Source organism: Streptomyces daliensis, from assembly GCF_054782395.1.
This window is the reverse complement of the sequence record NZ_BAAGSO010000015.1, coordinates 103,211-122,747: the sequence shown is the minus strand read 5'-3', so window position 1 is coordinate 122,747 and position 19,537 is coordinate 103,211. Positions and strand designations below refer to the sequence as shown.

22 protein-coding genes are annotated in these 19,537 nt (G+C 72.2%); 13 read left to right on the top strand and 9 right to left on the bottom strand.

The features are described from left to right. Positions 1-201: 201 nt before the first annotated feature. The 5 genes from ACYVOO_RS04695 to ACYVOO_RS04675 all read left to right on the top strand — a co-directional run bounded on the left by ACYVOO_RS04695 (position 202) and on the right by ACYVOO_RS04675 (position 5,648). The gene (locus ACYVOO_RS04695; protein ID WP_461014364.1) at positions 202-1,977 is read left to right on the top strand and encodes an MFS transporter; all 1,776 of its coding nucleotides are present in this window, start codon (positions 202-204) and stop codon (positions 1,975-1,977) included. Between the two features lie 61 nt (positions 1,978-2,038). Beyond that, entirely contained in the window at positions 2,039-2,452 is a 414-nt protein-coding gene (locus ACYVOO_RS04690) for a DUF3151 domain-containing protein (RefSeq protein WP_453348351.1), read from the top strand. A gap of 346 nt (positions 2,453-2,798) precedes the next feature. Next, positions 2,799-3,665, top strand: coding sequence for a tryptophan 2,3-dioxygenase family protein (locus ACYVOO_RS04685; RefSeq protein WP_461014363.1), 867 nt, complete (start codon positions 2,799-2,801; stop codon positions 3,663-3,665). Beyond that, the gene (locus tag ACYVOO_RS04680; RefSeq protein ID WP_461014362.1) at positions 3,658-4,938 is read left to right on the top strand and encodes a kynureninase; all 1,281 of its coding nucleotides are present in this window, start codon (positions 3,658-3,660) and stop codon (positions 4,936-4,938) included. Before ACYVOO_RS04685 ends, ACYVOO_RS04680 begins: the two co-directional genes overlap by 8 nt. Further along, complete coding sequence (locus ACYVOO_RS04675) at positions 4,935-5,648, top strand: alpha/beta hydrolase family protein (RefSeq protein ID WP_461014361.1); 714 nt, start codon at positions 4,935-4,937, stop codon at positions 5,646-5,648. The genes ACYVOO_RS04680 and ACYVOO_RS04675 overlap by 4 nt, the downstream gene beginning before the upstream one ends. 59 nt (positions 5,649-5,707) lie before the next feature. Here ACYVOO_RS04675 and ACYVOO_RS04670 read toward each other — a convergent pair whose 3' ends face one another. From ACYVOO_RS04670 to ACYVOO_RS04660, 3 genes are all read right to left on the bottom strand, one after another. Further along, complete coding sequence (locus ACYVOO_RS04670) at positions 5,708-6,286, bottom strand: Uma2 family endonuclease (protein ID WP_461014360.1); 579 nt, start codon at positions 6,284-6,286, stop codon at positions 5,708-5,710. 77 nt (positions 6,287-6,363) lie between these two features. Then, entirely contained in the window at positions 6,364-8,061 is a 1,698-nt protein-coding gene (locus ACYVOO_RS04665) for an ABC transporter permease (protein WP_461014359.1), read from the bottom strand. After that, the gene (locus ACYVOO_RS04660; protein WP_461014358.1) at positions 8,058-9,023 is read right to left on the bottom strand and encodes an ABC transporter ATP-binding protein; all 966 of its coding nucleotides are present in this window, start codon (positions 9,021-9,023) and stop codon (positions 8,058-8,060) included. The genes ACYVOO_RS04665 and ACYVOO_RS04660 overlap by 4 nt, the downstream gene beginning before the upstream one ends. Before the next feature lie 93 nt (positions 9,024-9,116). Between ACYVOO_RS04660 and ACYVOO_RS04655 the strand changes: the two genes are divergently transcribed. After that, positions 9,117-9,698 (top strand): GbsR/MarR family transcriptional regulator, encoded by a 582-nt coding sequence (locus tag ACYVOO_RS04655; protein WP_461014357.1) that lies wholly within the window; start codon positions 9,117-9,119, stop codon positions 9,696-9,698. A 77-nt stretch (positions 9,699-9,775) separates the two neighbouring features. Here the strand turns inward: ACYVOO_RS04655 and ACYVOO_RS04650 are convergent, their stop codons facing one another. Beyond that, complete coding sequence (locus ACYVOO_RS04650) at positions 9,776-10,687, bottom strand: hypothetical protein (RefSeq protein WP_461014356.1); 912 nt, start codon at positions 10,685-10,687, stop codon at positions 9,776-9,778. A gap of 152 nt (positions 10,688-10,839) precedes the next feature. Here ACYVOO_RS04650 and ACYVOO_RS04645 point away from each other — a divergent pair, with 152 nt between their 5' ends. Then, complete coding sequence (locus ACYVOO_RS04645; RefSeq protein WP_461014355.1) at positions 10,840-12,126, top strand: adenylosuccinate synthase; 1,287 nt, start codon at positions 10,840-10,842, stop codon at positions 12,124-12,126. 126 nt (positions 12,127-12,252) lie between these two features. Here ACYVOO_RS04645 and ACYVOO_RS04640 read toward each other — a convergent pair whose 3' ends face one another. The 5 genes from ACYVOO_RS04640 to ACYVOO_RS04620 form a co-directional block, all read right to left on the bottom strand. Further along, complete coding sequence (locus tag ACYVOO_RS04640) at positions 12,253-13,065, bottom strand: methyltransferase domain-containing protein (RefSeq protein ID WP_461014371.1); 813 nt, start codon at positions 13,063-13,065, stop codon at positions 12,253-12,255. 51 nt (positions 13,066-13,116) lie between these two features. Further along, positions 13,117-13,377 (bottom strand): hypothetical protein, encoded by a 261-nt coding sequence (locus ACYVOO_RS04635; protein WP_461014354.1) that lies wholly within the window; start codon positions 13,375-13,377, stop codon positions 13,117-13,119. Continuing rightward, entirely contained in the window at positions 13,370-14,341 is a 972-nt protein-coding gene (tgmB, locus tag ACYVOO_RS04630; protein WP_461014353.1) for an ATP-grasp ribosomal peptide maturase, read from the bottom strand. Before tgmB ends, ACYVOO_RS04635 begins: the two co-directional genes overlap by 8 nt. Before the next feature lies 1 nt (position 14,342). Further along, the gene (gene tgmA / locus ACYVOO_RS04625; RefSeq protein WP_461014370.1) at positions 14,343-14,564 is read right to left on the bottom strand and encodes a putative ATP-grasp-modified RiPP; all 222 of its coding nucleotides are present in this window, start codon (positions 14,562-14,564) and stop codon (positions 14,343-14,345) included. 245 nt (positions 14,565-14,809) lie between these two features. After that, entirely contained in the window at positions 14,810-15,790 is a 981-nt protein-coding gene (locus tag ACYVOO_RS04620) for a transcriptional regulator (protein ID WP_461014352.1), read from the bottom strand. A gap of 499 nt (positions 15,791-16,289) precedes the next feature. Between ACYVOO_RS04620 and ACYVOO_RS04615 the strand changes: the two genes are divergently transcribed. From ACYVOO_RS04615 to ACYVOO_RS04590, 6 genes are all read left to right on the top strand, one after another. Next, entirely contained in the window at positions 16,290-16,742 is a 453-nt protein-coding gene (locus ACYVOO_RS04615) for a glycine-rich domain-containing protein (protein ID WP_461014351.1), read from the top strand. 153 nt (positions 16,743-16,895) lie between these two features. Continuing rightward, the gene (locus tag ACYVOO_RS04610) at positions 16,896-17,540 is read left to right on the top strand and encodes a class I SAM-dependent methyltransferase (protein WP_461014350.1); all 645 of its coding nucleotides are present in this window, start codon (positions 16,896-16,898) and stop codon (positions 17,538-17,540) included. A 31-nt stretch (positions 17,541-17,571) separates the two neighbouring features. After that, on the top strand, positions 17,572-18,432 hold the full coding sequence (locus ACYVOO_RS04605) for a Scr1 family TA system antitoxin-like transcriptional regulator (protein WP_461014349.1): 861 nt from the start codon (positions 17,572-17,574) through the stop codon (positions 18,430-18,432). Between the two features lie 2 nt (positions 18,433-18,434). Further along, positions 18,435-18,635, top strand: a complete 201-nt coding sequence (locus ACYVOO_RS04600) for a DUF397 domain-containing protein (RefSeq protein WP_461014348.1) — start codon at positions 18,435-18,437, stop codon at positions 18,633-18,635. A 388-nt stretch (positions 18,636-19,023) separates the two neighbouring features. Next, positions 19,024-19,221: a hypothetical protein gene (locus tag ACYVOO_RS04595; RefSeq protein WP_461014347.1), complete on the top strand. Its 198-nt coding sequence runs from the start codon at positions 19,024-19,026 to the stop codon at positions 19,219-19,221. Continuing rightward, entirely contained in the window at positions 19,221-19,526 is a 306-nt protein-coding gene (locus ACYVOO_RS04590) for a hypothetical protein (protein WP_461014346.1), read from the top strand. Before ACYVOO_RS04595 ends, ACYVOO_RS04590 begins: the two co-directional genes overlap by 1 nt. Positions 19,527-19,537: the final 11 nt, after the last annotated feature.

Below are 19,537 nucleotides of genomic sequence, written 5' to 3'. Positions count from 1 at the left end.
CGCGCTGACGCGCTGACGCGCTGACGCGCTGACGCGCTGACGCGCTGACGCGCTGACGCGCTGACGCGCTGACGCGCTGACGACGGGCCCGGCTCCCTCCTCGGAGGGGCGCCGGGCCCTCGGCGTTCCCCGGGCCTCCGGCGCGTAACGCGTGACGTCCGCGCTGTGGCGGGAGGCGCCGGGCGCGGGCAGGATCCCCGTATGAGTGATCCGCCACGCGACCCCGAGCGACCGGCGACATCAGCGGAACCGGCCGCGTCCGCGCACCCGGAGACATCCGCGCACCCGGAGACGTCAGCGGAACACGCCACGTCCGGCGGCGGGCCAGGCACCCTCTCCCTCGGCGCCGGTCCTGGGCGCTGGGTGCTGTTCGTCGCCGTGCTGGGCTCGGGCATGGCGATGCTCGACAGCACCGTCGTCAACGTCGCCCTCCCCCGCATCGGCCGCGACCTCGACGCCGGCATGGCCGTGCTCCAGTGGACGGTCAACGCCTACATGCTCACCCTCGCGGGCCTGATCCTGCTGGGCGGGGCGCTCGGGGACCGGTACGGGCGGCGCCGCGTGTTCGTGGTGGGGGTGGTGTGGTTCGCGGCGGCTTCGCTGCTGTGCGGGCTCGCGCCCAGCTCGGAGGTGCTGATCGCGGCCCGCGCGCTCCAGGGCATCGGCGGCGCCCTGCTCACGCCCGGCTCCCTCGCGCTGCTCCAGGCCACCTTCGCGCCCGACCAGCGGGCGCGCGCCGTGGGCGCGTGGTCGGGGCTCGGCGGGGTGGCCTCAGCGGTCGGCCCGTTCATCGGCGGCTGGCTGGTCGACGGGCCCGGCTGGCGCTGGGTGTTCCTGCTCAACATCCCGCTCGCCGCGCTCTGCGTCCCCGTCGCGCTGCGCCATGTACCGGAGTCCAGGGATCCGGCGGCGCGCGGCCGGTTCGACGCGACGGGCGCGGCGCTGGCGGCGCTCGCGCTGGGTGCGGTGACGTACGCGCTGATCGCCGCGCCCGACCGGGGCGCCTCCCCCGGCGTGCTGGTGCCCGCTGCCGTCGGGCTCGTGCTGGGCGCGGTGTTCCTGCGGTGGGAGCGGCGGACGGCGGAGCCGATGATGCCGCTCGCGATCTTCGGGTCGCGCCAGTTCTCCGCCGTCAACGCCGTCACCGTCTGCGTCTACGCGGCCTTCGGCGGCTTCTTCTTCCTCTCCGTGCTCCAGCTCCAGACCGTCGCGGGCTACTCCGCGCTCCAGGCGGGCACCGCGCTGCTGCCCACCACCGTGCTGATGCTGCTGCTGTCCGCGCGCTCCGGTGAGCTGGGGCAGCGGATCGGGCCGCGCGTTCCGCTCACCGTCGGGCCGCTGCTGTGCGCGGCGGGGATGCTGTTGATGATGCGGGTGGGGCCCGGGGCCGTCTACGTGACCGACGTGCTGCCCGCGCTCGTCGTGCTGGGCTGCGGCATGGTCGCGCTCGTGGCGCCGCTCACCGCGACCGTGCTCGCCTCGGTGGACGTGGCACGCGCCGGGCTGGCCAGCGGCATCAACAACGCCGCCGCCCGCGCGGCCGGTCTGGTGGCCGTCGCCGCGCTGCCGCTGCTGGCGGGGATGGGGCCGGAGGCGTACCGCTCGGCCGACGAGTTCGCGGCGACGTTCCGGCGCGCGATGCCCCTGTGCGCGGGGCTCCTGGTCTGCGCCGCAGCGCTGGCCTGGGCAACGGTGCGCGCCGACGTGCTGCGGGACGTGCGGGATGTGGGGGATGTGGGGGATGTGCCGCCCGCGCCGGATGCGTCCGGTGCGCCGGAAGCACGGGACGGTAAGGGCGCCGGTGCCGAGGGGGGAGGCGGGGAACGGCGGTGCCGGCCCGAGAGCACATACCACTGCGGCATCGCCGCACCCCCGCTCGACCCCGGGAACGCGGACCCGGATCCGAACCGGAATCCGACCCCGGACCCGGACCCGCGACCGGGCCCGGAACGGCCCCCCGCGCCGCCCTCCCCGTAACCCGGGCCCTGGGGCGGCTCCGCCCGTGCCCGACATCTCGGGGGAAGGCAGACTGGGGACCATGTCCATTCACGAGAACCTTCTCGGGGGACCGCCCCCGACCCATCTCCCCGACGACCCCGAGCCGCGCGAGCTGCTCGCTTCCGGGACGGCCCCGGCCGAGGTCGCCGCGAAGTACCCGACCTCCTCTCTGGCGTGGGCGCAGCTCGCCGACGACGCCTTCGAGGGCGGCCGGGTCGTCGAGTCCTACGCGTACGCCCGCACCGGGTACCACCGTGGCCTCGACGCGCTGCGCCGCAACGGCTGGAAGGGCCACGGCCCCGTGCCGTTCGAGCACGAGCCGAACCGCGGGTTCCTGCGGGCGCTGCACGCGCTCGCGCGCGCCGCGCAGGCCATTGGCGAGCAGGAGGAGTACGAGCGCTGCTGGACCTTCCTGAAGGAAAGCTCGCCGACCGCGGCCTCCACCCTGTCCTGACGGGGAGCGGCGGGAGCCGCAGCACGGGGGAGCCGCGGCACAGCGGAGCCACAGCACGGGGGAGCTGCGGCACAGCGGAGCCACGGCACGGCGGAGCCACGGGAGCCACAGGCGCCAAAAGCACACCAGGCAGCGCGTGGTGGCGAACGCCACAGGGCCCGTCCGGGCGGAGATCCGGGCGGGCCTTGCCCCTGCGCGGGGCATTGCCCATGATTCCTGTGGGCCCGCCCGCAGGCCGCGCAAGCGCAGGTCGTGGGGCCGGGTCCGAGGGGACCGGGGCTCCGAAACCGTCGAGACGACAGGAGGGGCGGACCGCTACCCGGCAGCTTGCGTCGAGGAGACAGCGATGTCGCACCGACCCGATGCCCCGGAGACCGGTTCGGCCGAACCGAACCTGGACTTCGAAGGCACCACCCCGTACGAGGACTACGTCCAGGCGGACGTCCTCACCCACCTCCAGCACCCCCTCTCCGACGACCCGGGCGAGCTGGTCTTCCTCGTCACGACCCAGGTCATGGAGCTGTGGTTCACCGTCATCGTGCACGAGTGGCGCACCGCGGCCGACCGGCTGCGCGCCGACGATGTGCCGGGCGCGCTGGCCGCGCTGAAGCGCTCCACCTACGAACTCCAGGCGCTCAACGCCTCCTGGGAACCGCTGGCACACCTCACCCCCGCGCAGTTCAACGCGTACCGCTCCGCGCTCGGCGAGGGGTCAGGGTTCCAGTCGGCGATGTACCGGCGCATGGAGTTCCTGCTCGGTGAGAAGTCGGCGTCCATGCTCGTACCGCACCAGGGCGCGCCCCGCGTGCACGGCGAGCTGGAGAAGTCGCTGTACGAGCCGAGCCTCTACGACGAGGTGCTGCGCTTCCTCGCCCGCCGTGGCGAGGACATACCGGCCGACGTCCTGGAGCGCGACGTCTCCCGGCGCTACGAGCCCGACCCGGCCGTCGAGGCCGTGTGGGCCCGCGTCTACGCGGCGTCGGACGACAGCGGCCGGGGCAGGGACGAGGCGGGCGAACTGCTGCGGCTGGGCGAGGCGTTGACCGAGGTCGCCGAGCTGGTGTGGCGATGGCGCAACGACCACCTCGTGGCCACGCGCCGCGCCATGGGCGCGAAGACGGGCACCGGCGGCTCGGCCGGGGTCGCCTGGCTGGAGAAGCGCGCGGCGAAGAACGTCTTCCCCGAGCTGTGGACGGCGCGCAGCCATGTCTGAGCGCGGTGGTCACGGCGGCATCGCGGAGGGGCGCGGCCCGCTCGCGGCGGAGGCAGCGGCACTGGACGCCGAGGACGTGCTGGCCGCCAAGCGCAAGGACTTCGTCCTGGACGACACCGTCTATCTCGACGGCAACTCGCTGGGCGCCCTCCCCCGTTCCGTGCCCGGCAGGCTCGCGGACGTGGTGGAGCGCGAGTGGGGGCGGCTGCGCATCCGCTCCTGGCAGGAGTCGGGCTGGTGGACGGCGCCGGAGCGCGTCGGCGATCTGATCGCCCCGCTCATCGGCGCGGCCGGGGGGCAGGTCGTCGCCGGGGACTCGACCAGCGTCAACGTGTTCAAGGCGGTCGTCGCCGCGGTCCGCATGGCCCAGCGCGACAGCGGGGGCGGCGCGGGCGAGGGCGACAGCGGACCGGCCCGTACCGAAGTCCTCGTCGACGCGACCACGTTCCCCACCGACGGATACCTCGCCGAGTCGGCCGCGCGGATGACGGGCGCTACGGTCCGCGCCGTCGCCCCCGCGGACATGGCGGCCGAGGTGGGCCCGACGACCGCGGTGGCCCTCGTCAACCACGTGGACTACCGCACCGGCGAGCTGAACGATCTGCCAGGCATCACGGCCGCCGTCCACCGCGCGGGGGCCCGCGTCGTGTGGGACCTGTGCCACAGCGCGGGCGCACTACCCGTGGACCTCGACGCCTCGGGCGCCGATCTGGCCGTCGGCTGCACGTACAAGTACCTCAACGGAGGGCCAGGTTCGCCCGCGTACCTGTATGTGCGCCGCGCGCTCCAGCCGCGCTTCGACTCGCCCCTCCCGGGCTGGAACTCGCACGCCGACCCGTTCGCCATGTCCGCCGGTTACCGCCCCGCCGAGGGCGCGGCGAGGGGGCGCGTCGGCACGCCGGACATCCTGTCGCTGCTGGCGCTGGAGGAGGCGCTGGGCGTATGGGAGGGCGTCGAGCTGACGGCCGTGCGCGCCAAGAGCCTCGCCCTCACGGACTTCTTCCTGCGCTGCGTGCGCGCCTACGTACCGGAGGGGCGCACGCGCTCCCTCACCCCGGAGGCGCACGGGCGGCGCGGCAGCCAGGTGTCGCTGCTGTGCGAGGGGGGAGTGGACGCGGGCCGGGCGATGGAAGCCCTGATCGCGCGGGGAATAGTGGGGGATTTCCGGCGTCCCGGCGTACTCCGCTTCGGCTTCACCCCGCTCTACACTTCGTTCGCGGACGTCGAGCGCGCGGCTCGCGTCCTGGGGGAGGTGACGGGGGTGACGGGGTGAGCGACGAGGAATTCAAGGCTCTGCTCTCGCTGGAACCGGTGGAGCCGGAGCGCGTCGAACGGTACGGCGAGCATCCTTCGCAGGTCATCGATTTCTACGGGGTGGGGGCACCAGGACCGCGGATCACGGTTCTGCACGGCGGCTTCTGGCGCGAACGGTACGACCGCGCCCATCTGTCCCCCTTCGCCGCCGCGTTGGCGGGGCGCGGGATGCGGGTGGCGCTGGTCGAGTACCGGCGCGTGGGCGGTGGTGGCGGCTGGCCGACGACCGCCGAGGACGTGGACGCGGCACTGGAGCATCTCGGGTCACCGCCCGATGTGCTGCTCGGGCACTCCGCCGGCGGTCAACTGGCGCTGTGGGCCGCGGCCAGGAGAGAGCGCGCGGCGGGCCGCATCGTGGCCGTCTCCCCGGTCGCCGACCTGGGGCGCGCCCACCAGCTCGGCCTGAGCGACGGCGCGGTCGCCGAGTTCCTCGGCGGCCCCGACCTGGTGGCGGGACGGCTGTACGAGGCCGACCCGATGAAGCTGTTGCCCCGCGTCGCGGTGGAGATCCTGCACGGCACGGCCGACAAGGACGTCCCGCTGGAACTGTCCCGCCGCTACGCCAACGACTGGGGCACCCGCCTCCACCTGCTCCCCGGCGTCGGCCATTTCGCGCCGTTCACGCCACGAACGGCGGCCTTCGACGTCCTGCTGGACACCCTGAAGTAAGCGCGACCGCGCCCCCGTACGCACCGTGCGGGGGCGCGGGTCCGGCCCGCTCCGGCCCGTCAGCGGGCCCAGTTCTTCAGCGGCTCGGTGTCGAGAGTGATCCCCACCGGTTCGGGAAGCGCGACGCTCTTGCCGAAGGGGACGCGCGCCGTGCGCTCGTAACGGACCCCGTCCGGCTCGCTGTGCACGACGGTCTCGCCGTTCTCCCGGTCGACGAGGAGATAGACGGGGATGCCGCTCTCCGCGTAGGCGCGGGGCTTCTCCACGCGGTCGCGCAGATCAGTGCCCGAGTCGTACGAGGTCACCTCCACCGCCATCAGCACGGGCGCGGGGTCGGCCCACTCGCCGTGCCCGGCGAAGGCGTCGGCGGGCACGAGACTGCCGTCGGGGCGGGCCCGTCCTTCGCGGTATGTCTCGATCCGCAGCCCCTGCTGGGAGTCGAGCCACAGCTCGGGTCTGTGCTGCATGCAGACGCGGGTCAGCCACTGGATGACGCGTCCGTGGTCGCCGTCGGGCACGGCCTTCTCCCCGATCCGTCCGCCGATGAACTCCAACGTGACGGTCTCGGGCGCGGCGGCGGCGATCTGCTCGAAGTCCGCCACCGCCATGAGAGAAGCGCGTTCGGCCATAGCGGTCATGGTGCCTCCCCTTCCGAACGGTGGCCAGTGTGACGCGGCCCGGACGCCAGGACCGGTCCGGGCGTCCCAGGAAGCCGCTACTTGGTCTCCAGGTCCCTTCTGCGGAAGCCCGCCAGCCCGAGCGCGAACAGGGCCGCGGCCACGGCCGTCAGGATCAGCAGCGGGGCCCACTCCAGGTCGTGGGCCGGGAGCTGGGGGACGTGGCCGAAGGGGGAGAGGTTGTTCATCCAGGCGGGGAACTGGAGGATCTGGCCGAGGTAGCCGACGACGAACGCGTACACCGGCACGAGCCACACCGCGGCGGTCGCCCGTGGCAGCCAGCCGAAGAGCAGCGTGGCGAGGCCCGCCGTGACCCACAGCGCGGGCGCGTAGGCGAGCGCGGCGCCCGTCAGCTTCGCGACCAGCGCGCCGTCACCCGTCGAGGCCGCGCCCGCGAGGCCGAAGCCGAGCCCGGCCAGGAGCAGCGCCGCCGTGCCGCCGACGACGGCGATCACGAGGTGGCTGCCCGCCCAGCGGGTGCGCGAGAGGCCCGTGGCCAGCAGGGGTTCGGCGCGGCCCGCGCTCTCCTCGGCGCGGGGCCTGAGCGTGGCCATCACCACGTAGACGGCGGCCAGGATCGCGTTGACGATCATGACGACGGAGGCGAAGGAGTCCGTGAACGAGGCGCCGCCCGCCTGCGCGAGCGCCTTGTCCATCGCGTCGACGTCCTTGAGCATGTCCTCGACGTCGCCCAGGATCGACCCGTACATCGCGCCCAGCACGAGCAGCGCGACGCCGAAGCCCGCCATCGTGCCCCGCTGGAGCCGCAGCGCGAAGCCGAGCGGGCGCACCAGCGCGGCGGAGGCGGCCGAGGCGCCCTGCTTCTGGGCGCGCAGCCCGGCGCCCACGTCGCGCCGGGTGCTGAGCACGTACGCCGTGGCCGTGACGACGGCCGCGGCGCCGAGCGCCAGGAGCAGCGGCCACCAGCGGTTGTCGACGTAGGGGTAGGTGCGCTGCGCCCAGCCGATGGGCGAGAGCCAGGAGAGCGCGTCGGTGCCGACGTCACCGGCGGCGCGCAGCACGTACGCGGCCCCGATGACGGCCATGGCCATGCCGGAGGCGCCCCGCGTGTGCCCGGTGATCTGCGCGGTGACGCAGGCGACGGCGGCGAAGAAGATGCCGATCGCGGCGTGTGCGGCCCCGTAGAGCAGCGAGCCGTCCGTGGTCACCCCGTCCATGCCGAGCCCGGGGAGGCCGAAGCCCAGCAGCAGGGCGAGCCCGAGGTTGGCGAGGACGGCGAGGGCCAGGGCGGAGGTCAGCGAGGCGTGCCGTCCGACGACACCGGAACGCACCAGTTCCGCGCGGCCCGTCTCCTCCTCGGCGCGGGTGTGCCGCACCACGATGAGCACGCTCATCAGGCCGACGAGGACTCCGGTGAAGCCCATCATCTGGTGGCCGAGCATGGAGCCGAAGTTGTAGTCGTCGAGGTAGTGGCGGGGGCCCGTCATGGCGAGCCCGGCGGGGCTGTCCATGGTCCTGGCGACGGTGGCGCGGTCGGCGCCGCCGGAGTAGAGCTGCTCGAACTTGCTGGTCGAGGACAGGGTGCCCAGGAACAGGGCGAGGAGCCAGACGGGGGTGCGGACGCGGTCGCGGCGCAGTCCGAAGCGCAGCAGGGTGCCGGTGCCCGCGAGCGCGTGGCGTCCGGTACGGCCGTCGCCCGAGGTGTGCGGCCGGGCCGGGGCCGCGGTCCCGGCGCCCGCTCCCGGCCCGGCGCCGGTGGGGGTCTCGGTGCTCATGACGCGGCCTCTCCGTTCCCGGTCCCGGCTCCAGCCTCCGCGTCGGCACCGGCACGGTGGCCGTTCGCGGCCAGCTCGTCGCCGTAGTGCCGCAGCATCAGCTCTTCGAGGGTGGGCGGGTGGCTGGTGAGGCTGCGGAGGCCGAGCCCGGTGAGGTGGCGTACGGCGCCGTCCAGGTGCGCTCCGTCGACGGCGAAGTGCACGCGCCCCTCGTCCGTCCGCAGGTTGTGGACGCCGGGCAGTTCGCGCAGCCCGGTGACGGGGCGCTCGGTCTCCGCCTCGATCGTCGTACGGGTCAGGTGCCGCATCTCGCTGAGCGTCCCGGACTGGACGGTCCTGCCCAGCCGGATGATGCTGACGCGGTCGCACAGCTTCTCGACCTGGGCCAGGATGTGGCTGGAGAGCAGCACCGTCTTCCCGGCGTCCTTCGCCTGGAAGATGACGTCCTGGAAGATCACCTCCATGAGCGGGTCGAGCCCCGCCGTCGGCTCGTCGAGGAGCAGCAGCTCCGCGTCCGAGGCCAGCGCGGCGACGATGGCGACCTTCTGCCTGTTGCCCTTCGAGTACGTGCGGCCCTTCTTCGTCGGGTCGAGGTCGAAGCGCTCGATGAGTTCGTCCCTGCGCCCCTTGTCGATGCCCCCGCGCAGACGCGCGAGCAGGTCGATGGCCTCGCCGCCGGTGAGGTTCGGCCAGAGTTCGACGTCTCCGGGCACGTAGGCGAGGCGCCGGTGCAGCTCGACGGCGTCGTCCCAGGGGTCCTGGCCCAGCAGGCGCGCGGTGCCGGTGTCCGCGCGCAGCAGGCCGAGCAGGACACGGATGGTGGTGGACTTCCCGGCGCCGTTCGGCCCGAGGAAGCCGTGCACCTCGCCGGTTCCGACCTCCAGGTCGAGACCGTCCAGCGCGCGGGTCCGGCCGAAGGTCTTCACGAGGCCGGATACGGAGATGGCTGTGGCCGTGTTCATGTTTTGGAAGCTACGCTTATTTCACAAACTTGTGAAGTTAAGGAAGCGTTAGAGTCTTCCCGTACGTGAGCTGAGCAGGGAGAAGCTGGAACGGTGACGCGAGAGCGACGAGAGCAGGCGCCCGCCGGGCACGAGGAGTCCGCCCCGGAGCGGCACTACGAGAGCGCCGTCTCCCCGTTCGTTGAGCGCTTCGCAGCCGACCTCACCGAGGCCGGGATGCAGCGCATGTCGTCCCGGGTCTTCGCCTGTCTGCTCGCCTCGGACGAGGGCGCGCTGTCCTCGGCGCAGCTCGCCGAGCGCCTCCGGGTCAGCCCGGCGGCCATCTCGGGCGCCGTCCGCTATCTGTCCCAGGTCCGCATGGTCAGCCGCGAGCGCGAGCCGGGCTCGCGGCGCGAGCGCTACCGCGTCCACCACGACGTCTGGTTCGAGGCGATCACCAGCCGCGACACCCTGCTGCACCGCTGGACCGCCACGCTCCGCACCGGGGTCGACGCGGTCGGCGCGGACAGCGCGGCGGGGCGCCGCATCGAGGAGAGCCTGGAGTTCCTGGACTTCGTGGCGGAGGAGATGAACGGTCTGCGGGAGCGCTGGCTCAAGCAGCGCGCTGAGCGGGAAGCTGAGCGCGAGGCCGAGCGGAGCGGCCCCGGCGGACCGGGCGGCGTGGCCGGGCGCTGACCCTACCGGCCCCGGCGGACCGGGCGGCGTGGCCGGGCGCTGACCCCCACCCGCCCCCGTCAACGCACCCCGCCCCCTCAACGCATGGGCACCATCAGCCGCAGCGCGGACGGCACCACCGTCCACGTCCGGGTACCCCGCACGGGCCCCCGTTCCGCGCACCCCGCGCGGTAGCGGAACTCGGGTCCCGCGACGGTCACGGCCCGCGCCCTCGCCCGTACCGGCGCGGACACCGCGCGCTCGCGCACCGTCACCTCCGCCATGCCGCCGTCGTCCGTCGAGACGGACACCTCCTCGACGGGCCGGTCCCAGTCGGCGAGCAGCTCACCGTCCGCCTCCACCCGGAGCCGCTGCGCGGGCACGCGGCCCGTGACCGCGCCCGGCTGGGGAGCCAGGACCGTACGCGCGAGGCTGCGGCAGGCGCGGCGCCAGGGCGAGTCCGCCGCGCCGTCGCTGCCACCGTCACCGTCGGACGGGACCGCGCCACGCGCACCGCCCGCACCACGCACCCCTCGCGCCCCGCCCACGCCGTCCGTGCCCGGGATGCGCAGGCCGCCCAGCACGACGCCCCCGCTGTCGTCGACGAGCAGGTCGAGCCACTGCTCGGCCCCGCCCAGCGCGGCCCGCGCCGCGCCCACCGCGTCCGGCGGCACCCCCAGCGCGCGGGTCAGCGCCACGCTCGGCGCCGCGCCGACGGGGACCACCGACAGCACCGACTCGCTCAGCTTCCGCTCCCCGTGCAGCAACTGCACGGCCCGCAGCAGCGCGAGGTCGTCACCGATGACCACGGGGCGGCGCGCGCCCCTGCGCGCGAAGGCCCGCGCGATCTCCTCCGGGTTGTCCGGCACGCACACCTTCACACCCGGTGCACCCGCACACAGCACGTCCCTCGCGATCCTCACGGACTCCCCGTCCGTCAGCCGTGCGGCGGGGTCGATGACCACGAGCAGGGGAGGGCCGGGAGCCCTCGCGGGGTCTGGAGCCGACACCTTGTTCCTCTCTCAGGTAACCTCTCGGTGCAAGAGCCCCTGTCGCTGTTGCGCCAGGGGCTTCCTCTATCTGGGGCACCGGTCCACGGCTCTTGCGATGGCAAAAGCGCCATGCACGTGGGACATGCCCCGCCCGGAAGGGGTGTACGCCTGTGCCCGCACTTGTGCTGCTCGGTGCTCAGTGGGGTGATGAAGGCAAGGGAAAGGCCACCGATCTGCTCGGTGGGTCCGTGGACTATGTGGTGCGCTACCAGGGCGGCAACAACGCCGGTCACACGGTCGTCGTAGGCGACCAGAAGTACGCGCTGCATCTCCTCCCTTCCGGAATCCTCTCCCCGGGGTGCACCCCGGTCATCGGCAACGGAGTCGTCGTCGACCCGTCGGTCCTGCTCTCCGAGCTGAGCGGACTGAACGAGCGCGGCGTCGACACGTCCAAGCTGCTGATCAGCGGTAACGCGCACCTGATCACGCCGTACAACATCACCGTCGACAAGGTGACGGAACGCTTCCTCGGGAAGCGCAAGATCGGCACGACGGGGCGCGGCATCGGCCCGACCTACGCCGACAAGATCAACCGCACCGGCATCCGTGTGCAGGACCTCTTCGACGAGTCGATCCTGCACCAGAAGGTCGAGGCGGCCCTGGAGTACAAGAACCAGGTCCTCGCCAAGCTCTACAACCACCGCGCCATCGTCACCGAGCAGGTCGTCGAGGAGATGCTCGGCTACGCGGACGCGCTCAAGGGCTACGTCGCCGACACCACCCTGCTCCTCAACGACGCCATCGACGAGGGCAAGGTCGTCCTCTTCGAGGGCGGCCAGGGCACGCTGCTCGACGTCGACCACGGCACGTATCCCTTCGTGACCTCCTCGAACCCGACCGCGGGCGGCGCCTGCACGGGCGCGGGCGTGGGCCCGACGAAGATCAGCCGCGTGATCGGCATCCTCAAGGCGTACACGACGCGCGTCGGCGCGGGCCCCTTCCCGACGGAGCTGTTCGACGCGGACGGCGAGGCGCTGCGCAGCATCGGCGGCGAGCGCGGGGTCACCACGGGCCGCGACCGCCGCTGCGGCTGGTTCGACGCCGTGATCGCCCGCTACGCGACCCGCGTCAACGGCCTCACCGACTTCTTCCTGACGAAGCTCGACGTGCTGACGGGCTGGGAGCAGATCCCCGTCTGCGTCGCGTACGAGATCGACGGCAAGCGCGTCGAGGAACTGCCGTACAGCCAGACGGACTTCCACCACGCGAAGCCGGTGTACGAGTACCTGCCGGGCTGGACCGAGGACATCACCAAGGCGAAGTCCTTCTCGGACCTGCCGAAGAACGCGCAGGCGTACGTGAAGGCGCTGGAGGAGATGTCCGGCGCGCCGATCTCCGCGATCGGCGTCGGCCCGGGCCGCGACGAGACGATCCAGGTCAACTCCTTCCTGAGCTGACCTGAGCTGATCCACTCCGCGCGCGGGGCGGTGGGCGGGCGCTGCCTGTTCTGCCGCCCCGCGCGGCGTTTCCGGCGCGGCTCGCTCCGCTGGTCTTGCTGGGTGTCAGGGCGGGCCAGGCCCAGGTCAGGTCCAGGTCAGGCGCTGGCCGTCGGGGCCGACGTGGAGCCGCATGCGGGTGGCCGGAGGCCGGCCGTCCGCCTGCCAGCGAAGGACCGCTTCGGCGATCCGGTCCCACAGACGTGCCGGGCCGCCCTGCCGGACCATCCACCTGCCACCGTCCTCGAACACGGTTGCCCACGCCCCGGCTTCCACATTGATGACGACGTGTTCCGTACGGCCGCCGCCCCGTTCCAGCGCGAGCCGCTGCGCGCGTGGTGCCGCGAACTGGGCGACGAACCTGGCCGTCCAGTCGTCGAGCGTGTCCGCGCCGAGCACCGTGAGTGCCGCGTCGCCGTCGCTCAGGTTCGGCAGCAGGCCGAGCGGCGGCGCGAGATGGGGGCGGGCGAGCATGAACGAGACCTGTCCGCCGAGCACGGGACCGCTCGCCGTGCCGTCGTCGGCGACGGTGAGCCGCACCAGTTCGGACGCGTGCATCCACCCGCCGACGGTGACCAGCACCTCGCCGCCGGGGCGGGTCTGCGCGAGCCAGGCGTCCGGCACGGTGTGCACGCCGCACGTCGCGATCACGCGGTCGTACGGTGCGCCGCCCCTGTGCCCCGCGAGACCGTCGCCGGTCACCCGCACCGGCCGGTGCCCGGCGCCCGCGAGCGCCATTCCGGCGCGGGCAGACACTTCCGCGTCGAACTCGACGGTCGTCACGTTCTCCTCACCAACGACCTCGCACAGCAGTGCCGTCGAGTAGCCCGTCCCCGTGCCGATCTCCAGGACGTGCGCCCCCTCGGTGACGCGCAGCTCCTCCAGCATCCGCACGACCAGGCTCGGCAGCGTGGACGACGAAGAGGGCGCCGCCGCGATGCGCCCCTCGACCTACTCGGGGAAGACGCCCCCGGCAACCTGCGTCACGAGGGTGTCGTTCTCGTAGACCCGCGCCAGGTCCGACGCCTGGCCCGGCGGGACGGGCACGTACCAGCCGCCGCCCTCGTACTCGAACCAGCCCCGCGAGAGGAACGCTTCGCGCGGGACGGCAAGAACGGCCGCCTTCCACTCGGCCGAGCGCAGCGCACCGGTCTCGGTGAGGCGCCTCACGAGGTCGGCGCGCGGGTGCGACGACGGGAGGGGGTCATTCATGCGGGCTCGCTCCGTTCTCCAACAGGTCAGCGATCGCGGAGGTGATCGGCAGCCCCGCCGCGTCCTCCAGCCACGCCCACTGCCCATTCGGGTTGCACTCCAGAAACCACCATTCGCCATCCTCAGTCACCGCGAAGTCGAAGGCCCCGAAGTTCAGCCCGAAGGCGGCGAGGAACTTCACCAGAGCACCGTGAATCTCCTGCGGACAGAACACGGGTTCGTAGGTGAGGCTCAGGTAGTCGGCTCTCCAGTCCACGACACCGGACGGTGCGTTGATGACAGCGCTGAACACCTGCGTACCGACCACTACTGCACGCACATCCGCGACTTTGGGCACCTGAGCCTGGAACAGATGAGCGCTATGGCTCACGGCTTCGTCCATTTCACTCGCTTCGACCGGTGCCGCCCAGATTCCAGCGGTCTCACCATCGACGTCGTACGCGCCTGCGTGCAGAGGCTTGTATATGGTCGGCTGCTCGCCGCAGAACGCCTTGGCTTCCGTCGGATCATTCGTGATCAAGGTCGTCGGCACGGTGAGTCCCACACGAGCCGCGACGTCCAGTTGAGCAGGCTTGTACTCGCCACGAGCGATGGCCTGCGGGTGGCTCAGATACAGACAGTCCGGCAGCGCGCCAAGCACCCCGCCCAGACCACGCCGATTCTCCTGCGCCGCGAACTGGGCCCACTGCTCGCCTGCGTCCGTCGCGTGCCGGTTTGGCCGACGGTGGTACAGAGCGCGCACCGCGGACAACTCGGCCGAACGATCGCCAACCGTGAATCGCCCCTCCCACCCGTTCGGCCCGGTGCGGGCAGCAAGCGCGGCATGCTCTGGGAAGTCCCTGCCTGGATCGAACCGCAGCACGGGCACTCGGCGCCTGCTCAGTTCCGCGATGACCAGATCAGCGGTCGCGTCCTCGTGCTGCGTGGAGACCAGCACTGGGCGCCCGCCCATCGCATAGGACACCTCAGTCCTGCTCTGCGTCCTGGCCGGTGTCGGTGTCCACCTTGCCGTCTTTGCCGACCTGCGTCGACGGATACGTGTTCACAGATGTTCCGTGCTTGCCGAGTTCGACCGGCCTTGCTTTCCCGTCCTCGCCGACCCACCGGCCGGTCTGCGTGCCTCGATCGATGCCCGCGTACCGCCACGGGGAGAGGGGCCCATTGCGTAATGGACGCATACGGCGCATCCCCCATGGGACTGGCGCGGAAGAGCCCATACCTACGGTTTCTGGGCGCACGTCTGCTCCTTGGCCGAGCGTTCCGACGGCGCGGCCAGGCCGCCGGTCTTGCCCACGCTGTGCCCTGCGCGGTCCCCCGTGAAGCGGGGCCGCCGCTCAGCGGCTACTAGGCTGCGCCGGGGATTCAGAAGGAGGGGCTGGATGGCGTCGAGGGTGCCCCGCTCACGCGGAGGCTCGTCGGCGGGCTGTGCCGTTTACATCTGGCGCGCGGTGGACCGGGCGCCGATCAGGTAGGAGAGGTCGCGTACGCCGGGCGCTTGCGGGTGCTGGCGCACCAGGTCCACGGCGATGCGGCGGATGGAGGGGCGGCCGAGCACCTCGGTCCGGGCCTCGCGGGCGGCGGACAGCAGAGCCTCGGCGGTCTGCTCAGGGCGCCCCCACTGCCACCAGGCGCGGGCGAGGTCGGTGTGGAGCCGTCCGCGCCGTTCCGGGCTGCGGAACTGCGTGGGGTGCAGTCGTTGTCCTGCCTCGACGGCTGCTCCGGCGTCGTGGAGCGCCCAGTGCACGCCCACTTCGTAGAGGCCGACGGCTGCCGGGGTGATGGTGGCCGCTCCGTGCGGGGTGGCAGGCAGTGCACGGGCGCTCCGCCCGGCTTCGGCGATCAGCCCGTGCGCGTCGTCGCGATCTCCGGCCCGGGCCGCGGTGTAGGCCGCGGTGCACAGCATCTGCGCGTACATCGCGGTGAGCCGGGGGGTGGGCAGCCCGGTGGCCTCGATGCGGTTCAGGGCTGTCCGGGTGACCAGCGTCGCGTCCTGCGCCTGGTCCCGATGGCGCAGGACGATGCTCAGGGCCCTGGCCGATGCTCCTTCCGCCAGCGGGTCGCCGGAGAGTTTCGCCCAGGTGCGGGCCCGGTCGGCGGCCTGCCCGGAGAGACGGTACTGGGCGATCTTGCTCAGGTAGTGGGAGGCGAGGGTGTAGCAGTGGGACACCTGCGCGCAGGCGGCCGCAGTGCGGTCCTCGGCCGCCGCCTCGGCAGTGGCCAGCAACTCCTCCAGCACCTGTGGCATCCGCGTTAGCCGCCCACTGTCGAACAGGGCTTGGGCACGTCGGAGCTGCCGGGGAACGTCGCTCGGCGGCTGCTTGGGCGAGGGCATGGCCGCGAACGCCGTGTCCAGGGAGACGAGAGAGGCGGGAACGCTCAGGCCAGCAGCCGTGACGAGCGAGCGACGTCGCATCGGATCATCCTCCTGGGACGCAGGCGCGGGACGCGATCCGGCCACCCTAGAACCACGTGGGTACATGAGCCCCAGCACCGCGCCAATTACCCACGCAGGGATGGAAAGCTCCACGGCCAGGGGCCGCAGCTCGTCCGTTGAGACGGCCCGGCGTTGCTCCATACGGCTGACGGCGGACTTGGACCGGCCCATCCGGACAGCCAGCTCGCACTGCTGCATGCCGTGGTGTTCACGGGCGAGCTGGATCAGGGCCCCGACGTGCTGACGGGCGATGACCTGCCGGGCCCGGGGAGAGTCCCAAAACGGATCGCGCATCCGAGCCCCCGGTCTGGAGTGCCGGAATCCGAAACCTCACCACGGTAGGGGCGCCGTCACCGGCCGTCCAGGAGAGTTGCGTATTCCGCAACCGGGTTGCGGCTTGCGGGAGTCCGCTCCTCTTCGTCGTCCGGCGGCGGTGTGCTGGCCGGGCAGGCACCGCGCCAGCGAAAGGAGCACACATATGGCAACCGCGACCGTACTGACGCCGCGCACCGCACACCGCGATCCCCGCGACTTCGTGACACCCGAGCTGTGGAACCGGCAGATTCACCTGCTCACCCGGGACTGGCCGTGGGACGCGGTCATGGCCGAGCGGGTCTTCGGTCAGGCCGTCTCCTACCTGATCACCGCCATGGAGACCTGGGGACAGGAGCTGGAGCTGTGCTGCGGCCGTCTCATCGACATCGCCGTGCACAACTTCATCCTGGACACCGTGTACTACCGCGAGTTCTGCGCGCAGCACTTCGACGGCGGCTTCCTGGAGCACATCCCGGAGATCACGTTCAAATACGACGGGTCGGTGCGGCGCACCGCCCAGGTCATCGCCGAGCACGGCTTCGAGGTGGACTGGAAGCTGTGGGAGAGGGACTACGCCCGCTGCGGGCCCTGCCGCCCCGGCGCGAACTGCCACTGAAAGAAGGGTGCGGCCCGCGACCGGCATGTAGCGGTCGCCGGCCGCACCATGCCGCGCGGGAACGGATGAAAATCCGGCTCCTGGAGGTGCGGGGAAGAGCGCGAGGGCTACGGTGTCAGCCACCTCGCCCACCGTCGCACCAGGAGCCCCCGCATGCCCCCCGCCCCCCAGGCGCAGCCGCGCCCCGCATCGGAGGGCCGCCCGGACCTCTCGCGGTTCGACTGGACCCAATACCCCGGCCACGGGCCGGGCGCCGAGTTGCTGGGCACCCCCCGAACCGCCCTGGATCTGGGATGCGGCGATGGCGCGGAAGCCGCCTACCTCGCCCGCCACCACGGCGTCCAGGTCACCGGCGTCGACCACTCCTCCGCGCAGATCCAACGCGCCCGGCGAAGTCGAACCGGCCCCGGCCTGACGTTCGTGGAAGCAGAGGCTTGCGCGTTCCTCGCCGCCACCGACACCGTCTGGGACGCCGTCTACAGTTGCTGGGGCGCGATCTGGTTCACCGACCCCGAACGCCTGCTGCCCCTGATCGCACCCCGCCTCGCCCCCGGGGGCGTGCTCGTCTTCGCGCACGCCGAGGCGCTGGAGGGCTACTACGGACCGCAGGGCATCTACGCCTACGGTCTGCGAGGGCCGCGACGCCTCGAAGTGCGCTGGGCCTACACCCCCGACACCTGGGCCGACCTCCTTAAACATCACGGCTTCACCGACATCGACACCCGGCTGGAAGCGCCGGACCCCCAGAACGTCCGCACCCTGCTCGTCCGCGCTCGCTCCGTTCCCGGCGGCTACTAGGCTGCGCCGGGGATTCAGAAGGAGGGGCTGGATGGCGTCGAGGGTGCCTCCGACCGAGCGGCAGCGCAGGTTGGGTGCGGAGCTGCGGAAGATGCGCGAGCACGTTGGCTTGACGATCAACGAGGCCGCCGCGATACACCGCACGGACCGCACCACCGTCAGCAACACGGAGTCCGGTCGGTTCGGCGTCAGCCCCGACCGAGTGCGGGTCTGGGCGGCCAACTACTCCTGCCCGGAGCCGGACTACGTCGACGCACTCGCCGACATGGCCAGGGAACGGCGCGCCGCGAACGTCAACTGGTGGGACGAGTACCGGGACTTCGTGAGCGCGCCAGGGCTCGATCTCGCGGAGCTGGAGCACTACGCGGTCGCGATGCGAAGCGCCCAGATCACCCATATGCCGGGGCTGCTCCAGCACGAGGACTACGCACGCGCGGTCATCGAGCAGGCGGTGCCCCCGCTGGCGCCCGAGAACTTCGCGCGCACGCTCGCCTTCCGCATGCGGCGCAGCGAGGTGCTCGACCGGGAGAACCCGCCGCACTGCGTCTTCATCCTCCACGAGGCCGCGCTGCGTATGCGGTTCGGCGGCGACCGTGTGGTCAGGGCCCAGTTCGCTCATTTGCTGAGGGAGTCCGAGCGGGAGAGTGTGGAATTGCGCGTCCTTCCCTTCGCCGCGGGCGGCTTCCCCGCAGCGGCAAGCTCGACGTTGTACGCGTACGGCCCCGTGACACGGCTCGATACCGTGCAGACGGACACACCTGTGGGCTCGTCATACCTGCACGCGGAGACTCACCTCGCCAACTACCGTGACGTACTGGACCGCATGGAGCACCGTTCTCTGAGTCCGAGCCGGTCCCGCGACTTCATACAGCACGTCGTGCAGGAACTATGAAGGTGAACACAGTGGACATCCAGTGGCGCAAGTCCTCTTTCTCGGAGCAGCCCGAAGGCAACTGCCTGGAGCTGGCCTCGCACAACGGCGACATCCTGGTGCGGGAGAGCGATGAGCCGGACCGAGTCGTGCGGACGACCCCGGCGAAGCTGCGGGCCTTCCTGGACGGCGCCAAGGCGGGCGAGTTCGACGACCTGATATGACCGGTTGCTGACGCATTCTGCCCCTCGCCTGCTCGGGAGAGGGGCTTTTTGCCGCGCTTCCAGTACGGCATATGCCAGTTGGGCGCACTTGATTACAACACGTTGTAAGTTCACTACGTTTGGGTCTACGGTTCTTCAAACCGGAGCGTCCGCGAGGGAGTTGCCGCGGACGCGAAAATGCCCCGGCGGTGTAGGCGCACCCCGAGGCATGGCCAACGCCACCCTTACCAGGAGCGTCAGCATGACTCACCGTATCTGGCTTGCCCTGAAACAAACACTCGTCTCACTGACTCGCCGCCCGCGTCCGGCGAACCCGGCAGCCCATTCGCCCCGCACCACCAGCGGCCGACGCCTGCTCACCCGCGTCAGCGAACCGCCGCATCTGCCGGTGAGCGCTCGCGCTCACCGGGACGCACCGGTGCTCGACGGTGCGGCCGGGCCCCTCGTGCGGCCGTACTTCCTGGCGCACGAGCGCCAGGAACGCCGCACCGCGCTCGCCCTCGCGCTGGACGGGGTCGACGTCGGGCCGTGGGTCATCCACGGGCACCCCGTCGGCGCGCCCGCCGCAGTGGGGGTGGCGGCCTGATGGAAAGCACTCCGGTCCGGAACGGCGACGGCAACGGCGAGGGCGACGGGCTGCACGTCAGCCGCGTGCCCAGCAAGCCCGTGCAGCGGGAGGCGGACGGGCGGCTCGCCATCCACCTGTGGCTGCGGAAGGGCGGGACGTTCGACGGCGACCTGGCCCTACGGCTCAGCCCCGCGGAAGCGGAACTCCTGCACGCGCAGCTCTGTTTCGCCCTCGCGGAGGAGCCCGCCGCGCCGACCACGTCGAGCGGCGCCGTCCCCGGCTGCCGTCAGCCCGTCCAGGGGCCCTCGGGAGTGCGCTGGTAGGCCCGCCGGGC